The following is a 16,032-nucleotide window of genomic DNA, read 5'->3' on the forward strand; positions in this document are numbered from 1 at the left end:
GTTAATCCGCGCAGGGTGAGCCGGCCCCTAAGGCGAGGGCGAAAGCCGTAGTCGATGGAAACCGGGCAAATATTCCCGGGCCTGCCAGAAGTGACGAATGCAATATGTTGTCGGGTCTTATCGGATTGATCCGGCTTTTGGCGCATTCCAGGAAATAGCTCTGGCATATAGACCGTACCCGAAACCGACACAGGTGGACTGGTAGAGAATACCAAGGCGCTTGAGAGAACGATGCTGAAGGAACTAGGCAAATTACTTGCGTAACTTCGGGATAAGCAAGACCCGTCAGTGGGCAACCATTGGCGGGTGGCACAGACCAGGGGGTAGCGACTGTTTAGTAAAAACACAGGGCTGTGCGAAGTCGAGAGACGACGTATACGGCCTGACGCCTGCCCGGTGCCGGAAGGTTAAGAGGAGGTGTGCAAGCACCGAATTGAAGCCCCGGTAAACGGCGGCCGTAACTATAACGGTCCTAAGGTAGCGAAATTCCTTGTCGGGTAAGTTCCGACCTGCACGAATGGCGTAACGACTTCCCCGCTGTCTCCAGCATCGGCTCAGCGAAATTGAATTCCCCGTGAAGATGCGGGGTACCCGCGGTCAGACGGAAAGACCCTATGAACCTTTACTGCAGCTTTGCAGTGGCATCAGAGACATTCTGTGTAGGATAGGTGGGAGGCTTTGAAACCGGGGCGCCAGTTCCGGTGGAGCCATCCTTGAAATACCACCCTGACTGTTTCTGATGTCTAACCGAGGCCTGTTAGCCAGGTCCGGGACCCTGCATGGTGGGCAGTTTGACTGGGGCGGTCGCCTCCCAAAGTGTAACGGAGGCGCGCGATGGTGGGCTCAGGTCGGTCGGAAACCGACTGTCGAGTGCAATGGCATAAGCCCGCCTGACTGTGAGAGTGACAGCTCGATCAGAGACGAAAGTCGGCCATAGTGATCCGGTGGTCCCGCGTGGAAGGGCCATCGCTCAACGGATAAAAGGTACTCTAGGGATAACAGGCTGATCTCCCCCAAGAGTCCACATCGACGGGGAGGTTTGGCACCTCGATGTCGGCTCATCACATCCTGGGGCTGGAGCAGGTCCCAAGGGTTCGGCTGTTCGCCGATTAAAGTGGTACGTGAGCTGGGTTTAGAACGTCGTGAGACAGTTCGGTCCCTATCTGCCGTGGGTGTTGGAGACTTGAGAGGATTTGTCCCTAGTACGAGAGGACCGGGATGAACATACCTCTGGTGCACCGGTTGTCGCGCCAGCGGCACAGCCGGGTAGCTAAGTGTGGACGGGATAACCGCTGAAAGCATCTAAGCGGGAAACCCACCTCAAAACAAGGTCTCCCCGAGGGCCGTGATAGACCATCACGTCAATAGGCCAGGTGTGGAAGCGCAGCAATGCGTGCAGCTAACTGGTCCTAATCGCCCAACAGGCTCATTCCATCGCCACATGACGTGGCAACATACATGCACAGCAGTCATCCACTCTTCAACACACCATAACAGCACCAACCCATCACATCCTCTCAGCCCCTCCCAAAGGGATGACTGGATGACCTGGTGGCCATGGCGGGGAATGATCCACCCGATCCCATCCCGAACTCGGCCGTGAAACACCCCAGCGCCCATGATACTGTGCCTCAAGGCACGGGAAAGTCGGTCGCCGCCAGGTCTTCCAGTCACCCCTCACCACCGCGGGGTGGAGCAGCCCGGTAGCTCGTCAGGCTCATAACCTGAAGGCCGCAGGTTCAAATCCTGCCCCCGCAACCAGACGACATATAGAAAACCCTACGAAACCAATAGGTTCGTGGGGTTTTCTGTTTTGGGTATGTCTCGGGTTAAAAATAAATCTAAACAAAATCAATGGTATAGTTTCGCAGGTTCAAATACAGAACCGCGTGCTTCACTCCGCGATAGTTTCCATTTGGCGATGAATGTCAAAATGTTGGCGTCGATAGCGGAACAAGAAAACCCATGTCTTTCGGAGAATTAACGGGCATTTTTCGGTCGTTTTATGGCTTTTTATGTCGGTATGGATCAGATCTAATCGTAGCGCTTATACGGTGCTACATCCGTGAGCACGATCCATCAGCCGTGTGATGATAGTCACCTTCGTGATCAAGGGTTATGTCAACAAAAGCGTAAATGCCATTATTGCGGCGGTAGATATGACTTATTTACCCCTGCGCTCTGTATCTGGCAGGACGGCTTGATGATATCAGCCACGCTCTTGAGGTGCGGCGAACGACACTCAAGGCGCCGAAAGTCATTGCGTCGTCTGGGGATCGGTCATCAACAGGTCTTCATCAGGGGAAACACTGGTTTCCTGATATTCTGCTTTTTTGCTGTGTGCCACTGGACGAATGCAGGTGAAAGCATGACCGCAATCAGGAAATTTCCCGATTTATTGCCAGGCTTTAGCTGGCGGGATATCGAGGTAAATGGCGTGCGGATCCGCACGGCTACCGGCGGAAACGGACCGCCGCTGTTCATGCTGCATGGTCATCCGCAGATGCATCTGACCTGGCACAAGGTTGCGCCCGCACTGGCGAAACGTTTTACCATCGTGGCCCCAGATCTGCGGGGTTATGGTGATAGCGCCAAGCCTGAAGGTGGGATGGATCATGCCAACTATTCCAAGCGGGCCATGGCGGATGATCAGGTTGGCGTTATGCACCAGCTTGGATTTGAACGGTTCATGGTTGTCGGGCATGACCGGGGCGGACGGGTGGCGCACCGCATGGCGCTGGATGCACCGCAGTCGGTGGAAAAACTGGTGCTGATCGATATCGCACCGACAGCAACGATGTATGCTCGAACCAATATGGAATTCGCCCGACGCTATTTCTGGTGGTTTTTTCTGATCCAGCCTGCCCCCTTGCCTGAAAGGCTGATCAGCGGGGATCCGGACTTTTTTCTCGAAAGCCACATTGCAGGACAGATCAAGATACCAGGATCGGTCGATCCGCGTGTCATGGCCGAATATCGTCGATGCTACGCCGACCCGGCAATGCGTCATGCAGCATGCGAAGACTACCGCGCTGCAGCAGGCATCGATCTCGTCCATGATGCAGCTGATGCAGACAGGCGGATTGAGGCTCCATTACTGGCTCTGTGGGGCGCACGCGGCACCGTGGGCGCGCTATATGATGTTGTCGAGACATGGCGCGAAAAAGCCGTGGACGTGCGGGGATACGCGATCGACTGTGGTCATAGTCCGCAGGAAGAAGCACCGGCAGAGTTGTTATATCGGCTTGATGCGTTTCTCTGACCTTCGCGAAGCAGTTGGAGAGTCAAAGTTCGATTTTCACCGCATTACAGTCAGTTATGCTGTGAAAAGCAGACCCGTTCAATCCAGATGACGCGATTGCTGAAGATATCGATCGGCTGTGTGCGGATTCAGAAGTTACGGAGCGACCTCTGACCCGGATCAGCGGGAGGCGACCGCATGTTCCAGATAGAGCCGCAGCATCGTAACGGCTTCCTTGTCCTGTGCCGGGCGGGGGACCGAATGATCCTGTGGCAGGGCAAAGATCGCCTTGACCAGATGCAGCAGCATCACGGCCCGTTCGTCATGTGGACCCGGAGAGCCACCCAGCCGTGACAACAGCTGGCTCATGCGCGCGATCAGTGCCTTGCGGAGCGTTCCTGTCCCATCTGGCAGGGTAATCCCGCTGTCGAGCAGGGAAAGGACGACTGAGCGTTCCGTCCGTAGACGCTGGATGATGTCCAGCAGTCCTTCTGCTGCATCACGTGGCGACAGCGGCGGATCGCGGTCGACCAACTCATCCAGGGCATGCAGGAGCCGCGCGCCGTAGCGCTCGAGCACTGCGGCGGCCAGCACGTCCTTGGTCGGGAAAAAACGGTAGAGCGAACCGATTGCCGTGCTGGCGCGGGCAGCGATCTCGGTCATTGTCGCCGCCTCGTAAGATTTCTCGCCAAAGACCGTTGTTGCGGCCGTAAGGATCGCTTCAACGCGGTCGCGTCCGCGCTGCCGCTTGGGCGCGAGTGGTGATGAACGGGGCGGGCTTGACATAATGCGAGGGTACCCTCAACTTTCTTTTATGCGAGACAGTCCTCGCATAACCGATTTTCCAATGCCGGTCGATGTTTGACCCGACCATGTATCCAGACCCCGGAAGGCGCCGATCCGTGAACAGATTTGACCCGCGAACCACAGCCCTTGTCCTCATTGACCTGCAGAATGGCATACTTGCCCTGCCAACCGCCCCGCGGCCATCGTCGCAGGTGCTGGAGAGCGGTAAATCGCTTGCTGCCCGCTTCCGGGATGAAGGTGCTACGGTCGTACTGGTTCGGGTCGCGTTTGCACCTGACTTTGCCGACGCGCCACCCGGTCTGGCCGACCAGCCCTTAAGCCCGCCGGAAGGCGGCCTGCCAACGGACTGGGCGCACCTGGCCGATGGGCTGGCAGCACCCGGCGATATCGTCATCACCAAACATCAGTGGGGGGCATTTACCGGCACGGAACTTGACCTGCAGCTCCGCAGGCGGGGCATCCGGACGGTCGTGCTGGGCGGTATTGCTACGAATTTCGGGGTTGAATCCACCGCACGGCATGGCTGGGAGCTTGGCTATCATATCGTCATCGCCGAGGATCTCTGCACCAGCCTGTCAGCAGACCTTCACGATGTCTCCATCCGCTCGATCCTCCCGCGGATTGCACGCGTGCTGCCTTCCGATACAATCGTGTTTGGCGGTTAAGCGGTGAGGGTGCGGCCATCAGCGTGGCTGCTGACCGGGCGATGGGGCATACTGGCACTGCTTTCGCTGGTTTTCGGTATGCTTCTGGCCGCCTTGCGCCTGCCGGCCGCGCCGCTGCTGGGGCCACTGGGGGCGGCGGTCGTACTGGCCACACGGGGTAGTGCGGTCCGTATTCCCCGCTGGGCCTTTCTCGGCGCACAGGGCGTGGTCGGGGTCATGATCGCCAGCTATCTTTCAGCCTCGATCTTTCACGAAATGGCAGCCAGTTGGCCGGTCTTTGTTGCCGGTACGTTTTCTACCCTGTCTGCGGCAGCCCTTCTCGGCTGGTTGCTGACACGTTCGCGCCTGCTACCCGGCAATACCGCGATCTGGGGTTCGTCACCCGGTGCGGCCACGGTCATGACCCTGATGGCGGAATCATACGGGGCGGATATGCGGCTCGTCGCCTTCATGCAATATCTGCGCGTGGCGTGCTGCGCCGTCATTGCGGCTGTTGTTGCGCGCGTAGCCGGCACGCCGTCCGCCCCGCTGGTCGTGGCACAGACCCTCTCATGGCAGGGTGCTTTACTTGCGCTTGTGATCGCGCTGGCAGGCAGCGCCCTGGGCACCCGTCTGCGCGTGCCGGCCGGGGGACTGCTTGTGCCCATGGGGATCGGGATGGCCGCAAGGCTTGGCGCCCATCTGCCGATCGAACAGCCGCGTCTTCTGCTGGTCGCGGCCTATGCCCTGGTCGGGTGGGGCATCGGCATGCGGTTTACGCCAGATGTGCTGGCTTATGCCGGACGTGTCTTTCCACGTGTGCTGGGTTCCATCCTCGCGCTGATTGCGGTGTGTGGCGGCTTTGCATTGGTGCTGGCCCGGCTAGCGCATGTGGATCTGCTGACGGCTTATCTTGCAACCAGCCCTGGTGGAGCTGATTCCGTCTCCATTATCGCCTCGACCACAAAAGTGGACATGCCTTTCGTCATTGCCATGCAGGTCGCCCGGTTTTTCTGTGTTCTGGTCACCGGGCCAGCTTTGGCGCGTTTTCTGTCCCGCAGATCGTCGGGAAAAGGGCAGCGCGATGTGTCGCAAGAAATACACGGGAAATAGGCGAAAAGGAGGAGGGGCTTGCTGAAGACCAATGCGACAGATCCCGCCCTTGCAAACCCGCTCGCGCTGAGGCGTGACGACAATTTTGGTTGATGGCGGGAGCAGCGATTTGGCCATCAGGGTGTAGTCTTTTACCCCGCTTGTCTGGCGCGCGGCATCTTCTTTTGCCGTATCCCCGTTTGACGGTCATATCCATTCCGATGATGTCATAGCTTCCTGTAGTCGCGTGGGCTGATGCCGGTTTCCCTGCGAAACATCTGTGCAAAATGGCTCGCACTCTCATAGCCGCTGGTCAGGGCGATCTCGATGATGGACCTGTTGGTCTGTGATAAAAGGCCCTTCGCATGTTCCACACGGCGTCGGATAAACCAGCGTGACGGGCTTTGCCCCATGGTGTTGTGAAATGACCGGCTGAAATGAAATCGGCTCATCCCGCACAACCCGGCCAGAAAATCGAGATCGAACGGTTCGGCGAGATGGGCCTCCATATGATCCAGCGCCTTGCGCAGCTTCCACGCTGGCAGTTATGCGGGTCTGGACGAAGGCTGTGTCTCAGGGCCGAGTGTCTCGCCTTTGTGGGCCGAGGTGGCCTGTCGCATCGCGGCGACGGCGGCAACGTCCTGGGGCAGAAGGGGCTGGATGATCGTCATGAACCGTCTCCCTGACTGGTGCGTGGGGTCGGCGTTCAGCCGTTCGCCCACTGGGTGGCGGCGTCCTTTGCGAACGCGGCATAAGGGCGCGGGGCACGACCGAGCAACTTTGTCAGGTGCGCGATGTCGCCTGCCGTCGCGACCGCCCCATCGGTCTGGTAGCGGGCGAACATCAGGCGCAGATCGAGGGCGTGCCAAGCCGGCAGCATGGTCTTCATGCGTTGTTCCATCACACCGAGATCATCGCCGCCGTAGCGGATGGAGCGGCCGAGAGCCGCACTCCAGATGGCGGCGATGCCTTCGCCGGTCAGGCCATCCGGACCGACCAGCGCATAGGTCTCGCGGCTGAGCGGTGCCCCGGCCTGCTCCCGGCGAACCAGTTCGATCGCGGCGGCCTCGCCGATGTCGCGGATATCGACCATCGAAACGCCCTTGGCGCCGATCGGCGCGCCGTACGCACCGAATTTCAGCAGAGGATCCTTCTGGCGCAGGTCATTCTGGATGAAATAGGCCGGGCGCAGGATAGTCGTAGGCAGGTCGAGCGCTTCGATCATCCGCTCGACCGTGAATTTGCCGGCGAAATGCGGCACGTCGGCGTAGGCCTCGCCCATGAATACCGACAGATAGACGATGCCCTTGACGCCGGCCTCGCGCGCGACCGTCAGGGCCAGCATGGCCTGGGTCAGTTCGTCGGCGACGTTCGGGGCCAACAGGAACAACGTGCTGACGTCTTTGAGCGCCGCGCGCATCGCATCCACATCCGCAAGATCGCCGCGAACCGGTGTCACGCCGGAGGGAAGCTGAGCTTTCTCGGGCGAGCGGGTCAGGGCGCGGACTTCGACATTCCGTCCCTGTAGATGGGCCAGGACCTGGGACCCGATGGTCCCCGTGCTGCCAGTCACCAGAATAGTCATTGTGAACACTCCTGAAAATATTGTGTCTCGAAGAGAAAGATATCCGTTCCAATCGAGAATAGGAGGCGCCATGTTTGAGACGGCGCGTCTCAATATCGGAACAGCACGATGAACCTCGAAGCCCTCTCCGACTTCAATCTGGTCGCTGCCCATGGCGGCTTCGGCCGCGCCAGCCGTGTAACCGGTCGGCCGAAGGCGACGCTGTCGCGCCGGGTCGCCGAACTCGAACTGAGCCTCGGCGTCAGACTGATCGAGCGAGGATCCAAAAGCCTGCGATTGACCGACGAAGGCGCGCTCTCCACGAGCGCACGGACGGGCTTCTGTCGGAAATCGTGGAAGCCGGCGAGGCTGTCGTCCTGGGTGCGTCGACCCCGAGGGGCAGATTGCGGGTCAGTGCGCCGGTGGTCTTCGCCCATGTCGCACTTCCCCAGATCGCCGCCCGTTTTGCTCTCGCCTATCCCGAGGTCCAGCTTGAGATTATCGCCGAGGATCGCAAGGTCGATCCGATCGAAGACGGCTACGACCTGGTGATCCGCATCGACCCTTCGCCAGATGAAATGCTTGTCGGCCGCCGTTTCCTCACCGATGAACGTTTGATCGTGGCGCCAACAGACATGAAGCGGCCCATCCCGACGACAGAGGGCGCGGTGTGTCCCGTCAAGGCCGTACTGCTGAGCGCTGCTCCCTCAACCGTCATCTGGCGCATGAGTTCCGGAACGGCCCCCGAGAGCATCCTCGCGCCGGAACCGGTCATACGCCTCTCGTCACTCCTGATGGTGCGCGATGCCGTGCTGGCGGGCGCGGGCGCGGCTCTGCTGCCGAAGCTTCTCGTCGCGGACGATGTCGAAGCTGGCCGACTAGCCTGCTGGGGAACCCACACCGGTCCATCGGTTGAAATCTGGGCGCTCCAAAGCTCGCGCCGTCTCATCGGCGCCAAGGTCCGTGCTTTCCTGGATGTGGTCGAAAAGGCGTTCCCGGAGAAGGTTTTCGTCCCACCGGTCTGAGTGGCTGCTGGATGGTTGCGTAAGCTATATCGCCTACCTCGGAACGCTGTCAGTCGTCGTCTGGGTGCCACCGAAGACCCGGCTCCACGGCAATAGCCCCTCTCGCTATCGTCCCCGGAACGGATGAAGCAGCAGCCGACGGTATCCCCCATCGGTCAGCCCCCGCGCAAAACGCATCAGCCTTTTCATGCGGAAATGCAGATCGTGTGAAAGCCAGTCCCATGCGGAAACCTCTCGACCGAACAGGACGAGCGCGATCTCATGCTGCGAAAGGCGGCGCTCCGCCTGATCGGCGTCGTGCTTCCGGTTGTCGTTGCCATGACGATATCGGGGCATGTCGCGGTCGCCGATCCACACGCTGACATAATCGTGGAAGCGGCCAGCCGCGCGCAGATTCCGGCCTCATGGATCGCCGCTGTGCTGCACGCGGAGAGCGGGTCACGGCGACGTGCGATGACAGCCTGACTGTCCGGCCCGGACGCATCCAGCATGACAATCAGGACACACAACCGAAATCCTTCAGTGGTGAGGTCATGCGCGCCGCGAAGAAGGCCGGTCATACCGGCACCCGGTTCGGCGCGAAGGGCAGGGGAGGAGGCGGCGGTTCCCGCATGCATCCGGTATCGGACCAGCAATCTGTTCCTGCCCATAAGATACTGGAAATTGCAACATGGCGCAGGGGCAGCTGGCGTCGTGGGACCAAAGGTGGACTGGCGGCCCGCTTTGCAGCCATGCGGATACGCGTTGCAGATGGTCCAGCCCAGCGTATCGGTGGTCGGACGGCCCAGCATATATGCCCGGGGATGAAGCCTGGCTGATTGGCGGGCACCGTTCCACCGGAGAACGGAAATACTACCTGTCCAACCTGTCTGCCGACACTTCCCTCAGGCTACTGGCCGCTGCGATCAAGGTCCGCTGGGTCTGCGAACGGGCGCATCGACAAATCAAGGAGGAACTGGGCCTCGATCACTTCGAGGGGCGATCATGGACAGGCCCGCACCGACACGCCCTGATGTCCATGATGGCCTACGCCTTTCTCCAGTCTCGGCGCCTCAAGGCGGTCGGGCGGAAAAAAAAGAGACACCGGGCCACCTCCACAGCCCGGTCTGCCAGCAATACGACAGGCCATTCTTGATCGCATCCTGCGACCACCCACCGGGCAATGCCCGCACTGTGGAAACCTTCTACTCCAGACCCCAAAACGTATTCTGCCAAAGTAGTGCTAGGAAACACATTAAGTTGCGAGGGGTGTTTCAATACCCTATGCGTATTGTCTTGACGGAAGAAACAGACGTTCACTATTACTGGATACAAGGAGATGGGGTTCCTTCTTATAACCGCCATTTTGGCTGATGACTCCTGGCACGACGCGTGAAGCGCAAGCCGGAGGTATATCCAATGACAGCCCTTGTTTTTCCGCCAGTATTATCACCGCACGGTACATCACGTCTGATTCTGGTCCGCCATGGCGAGGTACCGGGCATCAAACCGCCCAGCTTCCGGGGGACGCAGGATCTTCCCCTGACGGACCGCGGTCGGGAGCAGGCCGCCTCGACAGCGCATTATCTGGCTGCGACGTCTGATATCAAAGTCGTTGCGTCCAGTCCCCTGTCACGCTGTGTCGAGACTGCCAGGGCCATTGCCAACCATCATGGTGGGACAGTCTCCCCCATGACTGGCTTGATGGATTTCAATTATGGCGACTGGCAGGGGCATTTCCACAAGGATGTCGCTGCGGCGTATTCTCAGGATTACGGCGCATGGATGCGGACGCCTGATCTCGCGCGCATCCCGAATGGCGACACGCTTGAAACTGTTGCCCAACGTGCCGTAGGGGCTGCGAATGAAGCCCTTGCGCAGGCAGAAAACGGAACGGCCGTCATCGTAACACATGACAGTGTCATCAGGACATTGATACTCGCAATTCTATGCCTTCCCCTGCGCAATTACTGGAAATTTACGTCAGACCCCTGCGGTGTCAGCATCTTTAAGCCACGCTACGGCGAATGGTCCGTGGAGCGTATCAACGAAAGTATCCATACCCATAAGTAATTCCCCGGTTTTCCTGAATATCCCTGGACACGGAAAGGGTCTGCCATGGACGGGCAACTGAATGTGCGGCGGGTTCTCCTTGACGTTGATCTGTCCATGCGCGGTCCAACGTTGACTGCCGTCGCCGCGGCGATCCAGTCATCCCCCGGTGTGGCGGCATGCAGTATTACCGTGACCGAAATCGACACGGAAACCATCGGAACGGATGTTACGATCGAGGGGGAGAACATGGATTACGAAAGTATTGTGGAGGCAATCGAAAAAACAGGGGCCGTGGTCCACAGTCTTGATCACCTTGCCACGGGCGACAGGCTTATCGAAAGCGTGCTACGACGCCGATGAGATCCGGTCAGCCCCTGCGATGGTTCCATGAAGTTGAGAACCGGCTTGATATTGTAGCGGGAACCGTGGACGGGATCCTGAATGCACTGACGCTGGCATCACGCAGTTTCCTCGGTCATGGGCACGTCATAACGTACACGCTGGCGTTTCGGGTGGGGATGGCCGCAGGGCTGACGACGCTGTTCGTATTTTTTGTTGCCCACTATGCACAGGAACGAACCGCACTTGTCGGTATTGAAAGGGAACTGAACCTGCGTCCGAGCAGTCATATGTCTGCCACGGCCCTGGGGCGGAAAGCGCTCGTCAATTCCGCGCTGGGTGCGGTGCTTGCGGCCGTTTGCGGATTGGCGGGATCAATGACGCCGCTTCTTCTGGCCATGATACTTCCCGGTCCTTCATGGCTGGGCCTTCTGGCGACGCTCGTGCTGCTGGCGCTTATGGGCGTCGCCCTGGCCGGAACGGTTCACGGGTCCCGTGTTGCGTGGGGCATGGCCCTGTTCGTGGGGGGCGGCGTGCTGGCCTATATCGGCCTTGAACTTGGTCTTGTTCAGTAAAACCGCCCCGGACTGCCGTTATGGATATCCGGGCAGAAGGGGGACGTTTTTATTTCCGCGGAAGATCTGAATCATGCATGGGAGAGGCGTGGATGCTGGCAGAATGTCCGTTGACAGCCTCGGCGGATACATAGCCGAGGGCCGTGGCGCCAAGACACAGCACTACAGACAGGGCGACATTGAGCAGGGCACGAACCAGGGCGCCATCCCGGGCGAGGTCGATGGTCTGGAGGCTGAAAGACGAAAATGTCGTGTAACCGCCGCAGAGTCCTGCCATGACGATCAACCGGGTTTCGTTTGATGCCGGGAAGCGGGCATGGGCGGCCGTCAGGGCGCTGAAAAAGGCTATGGCGAAAGAACCGGTTATGTTGATCAGGATTGTACCCCAGGGTAACCGCTGGCTCCATGAGAGGGTCAGGATACCTGCGTAATAACGGAGCAATGTTCCCATCGCGCCTGCGACAGCGATCCACAGCGGGGTAAGGACGCCAGACATCATAGAAACCTATCCTTCATGCCTGCATGCATGTGCGCTCGCCGCAGGCATTGTGTTCAATATTCAGTGGTGGGTCAGGATGGGAAGGGTGGCGTGGGCGAAAAGATCCTGTGTCGGGCCACCGAACAGCCATTCAAGGAAATGCGGTCGGGTATAGGCCCCCATGATGAGGAGATCGGCATTCGCGGCCAGTGCATGGGCGCGGATCTGTTCCCCGACATCACCGTCGATCCTGAACCGGTCGATAATGATCTGTACGCCCCGCCTGCCAAGGGTGCTGGCGAAAGCCGGCAGCGGGGTTTCGTTGCCATCGTGTTCACCGATAATGAGCGTCACGCGCTCGGCGGTTTCCAGCAGCGGCATGGCGGCCGATATGGCGTTGTCGAGCGCGTGTGAGGGATGCCATCCGATCACCGGCCTGTGCCCGACGGAGGCATAGTCCTGCAATGGTGCGACAATCAGGGTGGCCTCGGCGTCATAGAGGATGCCCGCAAAGGCATCCACCACATAGGCCGGATCACCTGCCCGGGGGCGGCCATGGATGACAAAATCGGCGCTTCGTGCTTCCTGTGCCGCGATCTTGCGGACATCTCCCGCGATTTCGACCCATTGCCTGTCGGGTCGGTGCTGTGCATCGGGTGATGCCGAGCCTATCCAGGCAGAAGCGATTTCACGCAGCCTGTCAGCACGTGCCGCCACATCACGCGCAAAGCGCTGCTGCTCCTCGGTGGTGGGCATCCCTTCGTCGGGCGTCTGGAATGCGGGATTGTCCGCAAGACGCGGATGCAGGATGCGAATCTGATCCGCACATAGCCGCTCGGCCAGCGCTCCGGCGATCCCGAGTGTGAAAAGCGCGGTATCAGGCCGATCCAGAACAACCAGAAGGCGCATGACGTCATTCTCCCCAACGGTCAATAGCGGAGCCGTATGATAGAAGGGGGAAAAGTCGGACGGATTCCCCCCATGCTGGCCCGCAGGGTAGGAATCATCAGCCTCCACCAGGGAAGCGGTTCGATCGCCATGAAGCGATCAGGCAGAATCCATTGCCATAACCAGTATCACCCGTGAACGATGGCGCCTGTCAAGTGTTGGAAACGATATCGTCGCGGGAACCGGCATAGTCATCATGACATATGCATTGACCGCGTAGGGAGATGGAGTTCCTCCCGTAACCGCCCTCAGGGCTGATGACTCCTGACCATGCGACATATGTTGTCGCGGCAGGAGATCCATGTCCTTCCGCGACCATCGGAATGGAAGGATATGATGATGGTTTCCGATAATGATTTCCGCATCCGCAGCATCGACGCGCTTGAAATCCTTGATTCCCGGGGCAATCCAACCATTCGTGTGATGCTGGTGCTCAATAGCGGAACAGTGGCGGTTGCATCCGTTCCGTCCGGCGCGTCCACCGGGCAGTTCGAAGCCCACGAGCTGCGTGATGGACCGCAACCGGATTCTGCGCCATCAACACAGGGCCACACCCGCTATGGCGGCAGGGGTGTATGCCGGGCAGTTGCCAATGTCCGCGATGTGATTGCGCCTTTGCTGATCGGTCAGGATGTGCGACGGCAGGCTGCCATCGACCGGATCGTGCTGGAACGCGACGGAACCGGAAACAAGGCAGGGCTGGGCGCGAACGCGATCCTCGGCGTATCGATGGCCGTGGCGCGGGCGGCGGCGGCCGCTGCGGGCATTTCCTTATATGCCAGCCTCGGTGGAAGCAGCGCCCGCAGGCTGCCGGTCCCCATGATGAACGTGCTGAATGGCGGTCTGCACGCTGCCAACGGGCTGGAGTTCCAGGAATTCATGATCGTGCCGCATGGTGCCCCGACCTTTTCGGAAGCCCTGCGCTATGGGAGCGAGACTTTTCATGCGCTTCGTTCCCTTCTTCATGAACAGGGTCATGTCACATCGGTCGGTGACGAAGGTGGCTTTGCACCGAAACTTGCGGATAACGAAACCGCCTGCGCCCTGATTGTGGAAGCAATCGAAAGGGCCGGGTATCGTCCCGGTTCCGATATCGTCATTGCGCTGGATCCGGCGGCTTCATCTTTTGGCCATGAGGGCGCTTATCGCCTGAAGGTAAACGGCACGCCCGTTACGCGCACTTCCAACGAGATGACCGCGCTTTATGCGCAATGGACCGACCGCTATCCCATTGTTTCACTTGAAGACGGGCTTGCCGAGGATGACTGGGCTGGCTTCGCGGCGCAGACTGCAGAACTCGGCGGGCGTTTACAGATTGTTGGTGACGACATCTTCGTCACCAATCCCGCGTTCATTGAACGTGGCATCCGTGAAAAGACGGCCAACGCCGTGCTGATCAAGCTGAACCAGATCGGCACGGTGACAGAGACCATTGCTGCTGTTGACGCAGCAAGGCGCGCGGGATGGTCCTATATCGTGTCTCACCGTTCTGGAGAGACGGAAGATACCTTCATCGCAGACTTTGCTGTCGCAATGTGCGGGGGACAGATCAAGACCGGTTCGCTTTGCCGAAGCGAGCGGATCGCGAAATATAACCGTCTGCTTGAAATCGAGCATGAACTTGGCAGCGAAGCGGAATTCATTTCCCCCTTTCTGCACGCCTGAAGCAGGAAGAGAGGGCGTCAGGACAGTTTGATTTTTGAAATGGATGACTGCAGGCGCTCAAGGCGCAGCCGTGCCCGACTGTCTGTCAATCGCCAGGCCGTCAGGCCGGCCGCGAGTGTAGCTCCCGTCATGTTTCCGCTGACAATCAGGGACATCAGCAGGATCTGGTATTTTGAAGCATCCAGCGGGCTCATTCCTGCCAGGATCTGTCCGGTCATGATGCCGGGCATGGTGATGATTCCGGCCGCCGCCATCTGGTTGAGTGTGGGCAGTAAGGCAGACCGGATTGCCTGACGGATCAGCCCGTTCATGGCCCGTGCGCGGGTTGCCCCCAGAATAAGCCGGGCCTCAATCGCCTGACGTTCCCGCGTGATGGTGGACAGGAGCGTATTCATCGACAGGCTCGTCGCGTTCATGACATTACCCAGCAACAGTCCGGTCAGCGGAATGGCCGTCCGGGCGACATACCAGGGGTGGGGCTGCAATGCGGTCAGCAGTCCGATCAGCGCCGCCATGACGGTACCTGTAACCGTCGCAATGCCTCCAATAGCGAAATGCCAGCCGGGCGTAAGCCGGGTCTGCTGGCGTGCCCCGGCTTCATACGCCGCAGCCATGAACATCACGCCAAGCACACCCAGTGTCGGCCACACCGATGTCTGACGGAACACAGACAGCAGGATGCTGCCTACCAGCGCAAGCTGCGTCGCCATGCGCGCGGCCGAGACCAGAAGCAGTCTTTGCAGGTCCAGCGCAAGCAGGCGCGACAGGACAGCGCCCGCAACGATCAGCAGCGCGGCAACCAGCAGGTCATGTGTGGTCAGGATAATCGGACTCACGGCGTGATGCCTGCCAGTCGGCCAGCGTGCATGCGAAAATGTCTGTCCCCCATACGCCCGGCCTGTCGCATGTCATGGGAGACAAGAACGATGGCGGTTCCCTGTGCCTGCAAGGCCTGAAGGACACGCTCGACCCGGCCGGTTGAGGTTTCATCCAGCGCGGAACAGGGTTCGTCGAGCAACAGCACCCCGGGATGCAGTAAAATCGCCCGGAGCAGCGCCAGCCGCTGGCGCTCCCCCGTTGACAGGCGCGAAAGCGGTGTCTGAAGACAGTGCCCCGCAAGTCCAAAATCCACCATGAGGCCCCGCACGTCATCGCTGTCCGGCATATGATCGAGAACATGATCGGACCACCATCCCGGTTCGGCCGGAACATATTGCACCAGGCGACGCCATGCCGCTACGGGCATTCCGGAACATGCCACACCGTCAAGCAGGCAGTCCCCTTCATGGGGATCAAGATCCGCGATCATACGCAGCAGAACGGACTTTCCACTACCGGATGGTCCACTGATCGTCACACATTCACCAGCCGCCACATCAAAGGTGAAAGGGCCGCCTTGGGCCGAGAACAGGCTTGCAACCGTCAGTCGCGCGCGTCGAGTAGACTGGCTGGGGGGAGTGGCAAAAGCATCAGGGGCAAAGACTGTTGTAGAGGACCTCACAAGCGATCATTCCCGGAATGACCCGAAGAACACGGGCATGCATTGATATCAGTACAATGTGGTCGGAACCGAGGCCGGCACTGCAGACAGATTAGCCTTATTGTACACGGTATATCCGG

Annotated in this window: 16 protein-coding genes, 1 tRNA gene, 2 rRNA genes, 3 pseudogenes and 3 riboswitches (1 of these 25 running past the window's edge); of the genes and pseudogenes, 14 read left to right on the forward strand and 8 right to left on the reverse strand. The window is 59.5% G+C overall.

Annotated features, from left to right (window positions below; genetic code table 11):
• The 4 genes from S101446_RS15320 to S101446_RS15335 form a co-directional block, all read left to right on the forward strand.
• Window positions 1–1,433: ribosomal RNA gene (locus S101446_RS15320) — 23S ribosomal RNA — on the forward strand; it begins 1,306 nt to the left of the window's first position.
• A 114-nt stretch (window positions 1,434–1,547) separates the two neighbouring features.
• A 5S ribosomal RNA gene (gene rrf, locus S101446_RS15325) occupies window positions 1,548–1,663 on the forward strand.
• A gap of 21 nt (window positions 1,664–1,684) precedes the next feature.
• A tRNA-Met gene (locus tag S101446_RS15330) sits at window positions 1,685–1,761 on the forward strand.
• Between the two features lie 607 nt (window positions 1,762–2,368).
• Window positions 2,369–3,262: an alpha/beta fold hydrolase gene (locus S101446_RS15335; protein WP_087608719.1), complete on the forward strand. Its 894-nt coding sequence runs from the start codon at window positions 2,369–2,371 to the stop codon at window positions 3,260–3,262.
• A 159-nt stretch (window positions 3,263–3,421) separates the two neighbouring features.
• Here the strand turns inward: S101446_RS15335 and S101446_RS15340 are convergent, their stop codons facing one another.
• Window positions 3,422–4,027: a TetR/AcrR family transcriptional regulator gene (locus S101446_RS15340; protein WP_087608720.1), complete on the reverse strand. Its 606-nt coding sequence runs from the start codon at window positions 4,025–4,027 to the stop codon at window positions 3,422–3,424.
• Between the two features lie 116 nt (window positions 4,028–4,143).
• On the opposite strand from S101446_RS15340, the gene S101446_RS15345 reads away from it, so the two are divergent.
• Entirely contained in the window at window positions 4,144–4,713 is a 570-nt protein-coding gene (locus tag S101446_RS15345) for a hydrolase (RefSeq protein ID WP_087608721.1), read from the forward strand.
• 9 nt (window positions 4,714–4,722) lie between these two features.
• Window positions 4,723–5,805 (forward strand): AbrB family transcriptional regulator, encoded by a 1,083-nt coding sequence (locus S101446_RS15350; protein ID WP_087608898.1) that lies wholly within the window; start codon window positions 4,723–4,725, stop codon window positions 5,803–5,805.
• Window positions 5,806–6,011: 206 nt separating this feature from the next.
• On the opposite strand, the pseudogene S101446_RS15355 reads toward S101446_RS15350, so the two are convergent.
• Both S101446_RS15355 and S101446_RS15360 read right to left on the reverse strand, forming a co-directional pair.
• Window positions 6,012–6,350, reverse strand: a pseudogene (locus S101446_RS15355) (helix-turn-helix domain-containing protein); the annotation flags it as partial.
• Window positions 6,351–6,490: 140 nt separating this feature from the next.
• The gene (locus tag S101446_RS15360; RefSeq protein WP_087608723.1) at window positions 6,491–7,369 is read right to left on the reverse strand and encodes an NmrA/HSCARG family protein; all 879 of its coding nucleotides are present in this window, start codon (window positions 7,367–7,369) and stop codon (window positions 6,491–6,493) included.
• Window positions 7,370–7,477: 108 nt separating this feature from the next.
• Here S101446_RS15360 and S101446_RS18490 point away from each other — a divergent pair.
• Window positions 7,478–7,600: pseudogene (locus S101446_RS18490) on the forward strand (LysR family transcriptional regulator); the annotation flags it as partial.
• A 170-nt stretch (window positions 7,601–7,770) separates the two neighbouring features.
• Complete coding sequence (locus tag S101446_RS15365) at window positions 7,771–8,373, forward strand: LysR substrate-binding domain-containing protein (RefSeq protein ID WP_244184296.1); 603 nt, start codon at window positions 7,771–7,773, stop codon at window positions 8,371–8,373.
• A 105-nt stretch (window positions 8,374–8,478) separates the two neighbouring features.
• Here S101446_RS15365 and S101446_RS15370 read toward each other — a convergent pair whose 3' ends face one another.
• Window positions 8,479–8,709, reverse strand: coding sequence for a DNA -binding domain-containing protein (locus S101446_RS15370; RefSeq protein WP_244184298.1), 231 nt, complete (start codon window positions 8,707–8,709; stop codon window positions 8,479–8,481).
• Here S101446_RS15370 and S101446_RS17795 point away from each other — a divergent pair.
• The 5 genes and pseudogenes from S101446_RS17795 (at window position 8,635) to S101446_RS18495 (ending at window position 11,321) form a co-directional block, all read left to right on the forward strand.
• Entirely contained in the window at window positions 8,635–8,838 is a 204-nt protein-coding gene (locus tag S101446_RS17795; protein ID WP_053323792.1) for a lysozyme family protein, read from the forward strand. The genes S101446_RS15370 and S101446_RS17795 overlap by 75 nt on opposite strands.
• 134 nt (window positions 8,839–8,972) lie before the next feature.
• Window positions 8,973–9,508 (forward strand): annotated as a pseudogene (locus S101446_RS15375) (transposase); the annotation flags it as partial.
• Between the two features lie 170 nt (window positions 9,509–9,678).
• Window positions 9,679–9,742: riboswitch (Fluoride riboswitch) on the forward strand.
• A gap of 29 nt (window positions 9,743–9,771) precedes the next feature.
• Window positions 9,772–10,425, forward strand: a complete 654-nt coding sequence (locus tag S101446_RS15380; RefSeq protein ID WP_087608724.1) for a histidine phosphatase family protein — start codon at window positions 9,772–9,774, stop codon at window positions 10,423–10,425.
• Between the two features lie 45 nt (window positions 10,426–10,470).
• A complete protein-coding gene (locus S101446_RS15385; RefSeq protein WP_053323790.1) occupies window positions 10,471–10,767 on the forward strand; it encodes a DUF211 domain-containing protein in 297 nt (98 codons plus the stop codon).
• 356 nt (window positions 10,768–11,123) lie between these two features.
• Window positions 11,124–11,321 (forward strand): hypothetical protein, encoded by a 198-nt coding sequence (locus S101446_RS18495; protein WP_244184301.1) that lies wholly within the window; start codon window positions 11,124–11,126, stop codon window positions 11,319–11,321.
• A 49-nt stretch (window positions 11,322–11,370) separates the two neighbouring features.
• Here the strand turns inward: S101446_RS18495 and crcB are convergent, their stop codons facing one another.
• On the reverse strand, window positions 11,371–11,820 hold the full coding sequence (gene crcB / locus S101446_RS15395; protein ID WP_087608726.1) for a fluoride efflux transporter CrcB: 450 nt from the start codon (window positions 11,818–11,820) through the stop codon (window positions 11,371–11,373).
• Window positions 11,821–11,880: 60 nt separating this feature from the next.
• On the reverse strand, window positions 11,881–12,708 hold the full coding sequence (locus S101446_RS15400) for a universal stress protein (protein WP_087608899.1): 828 nt from the start codon (window positions 12,706–12,708) through the stop codon (window positions 11,881–11,883).
• Window positions 12,709–12,789: 81 nt separating this feature from the next.
• Window positions 12,790–12,874: riboswitch (Fluoride riboswitch) on the reverse strand.
• An 84-nt stretch (window positions 12,875–12,958) separates the two neighbouring features.
• Window positions 12,959–13,021: riboswitch (Fluoride riboswitch) on the forward strand.
• Between the two features lie 65 nt (window positions 13,022–13,086).
• Here S101446_RS15400 and eno point away from each other — a divergent pair.
• On the forward strand, window positions 13,087–14,412 hold the full coding sequence (gene eno, locus S101446_RS15405; RefSeq protein WP_087608900.1) for a phosphopyruvate hydratase: 1,326 nt from the start codon (window positions 13,087–13,089) through the stop codon (window positions 14,410–14,412).
• A gap of 17 nt (window positions 14,413–14,429) precedes the next feature.
• Here eno and S101446_RS15410 read toward each other — a convergent pair whose 3' ends face one another.
• Together S101446_RS15410 and S101446_RS15415 are read right to left on the reverse strand one after the other, a co-directional pair.
• Window positions 14,430–15,248 (reverse strand): ABC transporter permease, encoded by an 819-nt coding sequence (locus S101446_RS15410; protein WP_087608727.1) that lies wholly within the window; start codon window positions 15,246–15,248, stop codon window positions 14,430–14,432.
• Window positions 15,245–15,913, reverse strand: a complete 669-nt coding sequence (locus S101446_RS15415; protein ID WP_408884623.1) for an ABC transporter ATP-binding protein — start codon at window positions 15,911–15,913, stop codon at window positions 15,245–15,247. Before S101446_RS15415 ends, S101446_RS15410 begins: the two co-directional genes overlap by 4 nt.
• Window positions 15,914–16,032 lie beyond the last annotated feature (119 nt).

The sequence above is a fragment of the Komagataeibacter europaeus genome (assembly GCF_002173515.1).
Lineage (GTDB): Bacteria > Pseudomonadota > Alphaproteobacteria > Acetobacterales > Acetobacteraceae > Komagataeibacter > Komagataeibacter europaeus.

What these genes read in the sequence shown, in the direction of transcription:
- S101446_RS15335 (WP_087608719.1), top strand. Translation starts at nt 2,369, where the DNA reads ATGACCGCAATCAGGAAATTTCCCGATTTATTGCCAGGCTTTAGCTGG.
- S101446_RS15340 (WP_087608720.1), bottom strand. Translation starts at nt 4,027, where the DNA reads ATGTCAAGCCCGCCCCGTTCATCACCACTCGCGCCCAAGCGGCAGCGC.
- S101446_RS15360 (WP_087608723.1), bottom strand. Translation starts at nt 7,369, where the DNA reads ATGACTATTCTGGTGACTGGCAGCACGGGGACCATCGGGTCCCAGGTC.
- S101446_RS17795 (WP_053323792.1), top strand. Translation starts at nt 8,635, where the DNA reads ATGCTGCGAAAGGCGGCGCTCCGCCTGATCGGCGTCGTGCTTCCGGTT.
- S101446_RS15370 (WP_244184298.1), bottom strand. Translation starts at nt 8,709, where the DNA reads ATGCCCCGATATCGTCATGGCAACGACAACCGGAAGCACGACGCCGAT.
- S101446_RS15380 (WP_087608724.1), top strand. Translation starts at nt 9,772, where the DNA reads ATGACAGCCCTTGTTTTTCCGCCAGTATTATCACCGCACGGTACATCA.
- S101446_RS15385 (WP_053323790.1), top strand. Translation starts at nt 10,471, where the DNA reads ATGGACGGGCAACTGAATGTGCGGCGGGTTCTCCTTGACGTTGATCTG.
- S101446_RS18495 (WP_244184301.1), top strand. Translation starts at nt 11,124, where the DNA reads ATGACGCCGCTTCTTCTGGCCATGATACTTCCCGGTCCTTCATGGCTG.
- crcB (WP_087608726.1), bottom strand. Translation starts at nt 11,820, where the DNA reads ATGATGTCTGGCGTCCTTACCCCGCTGTGGATCGCTGTCGCAGGCGCG.
- S101446_RS15400 (WP_087608899.1), bottom strand. Translation starts at nt 12,708, where the DNA reads ATGCGCCTTCTGGTTGTTCTGGATCGGCCTGATACCGCGCTTTTCACA.
- eno (WP_087608900.1), top strand. Translation starts at nt 13,087, where the DNA reads ATGGTTTCCGATAATGATTTCCGCATCCGCAGCATCGACGCGCTTGAA.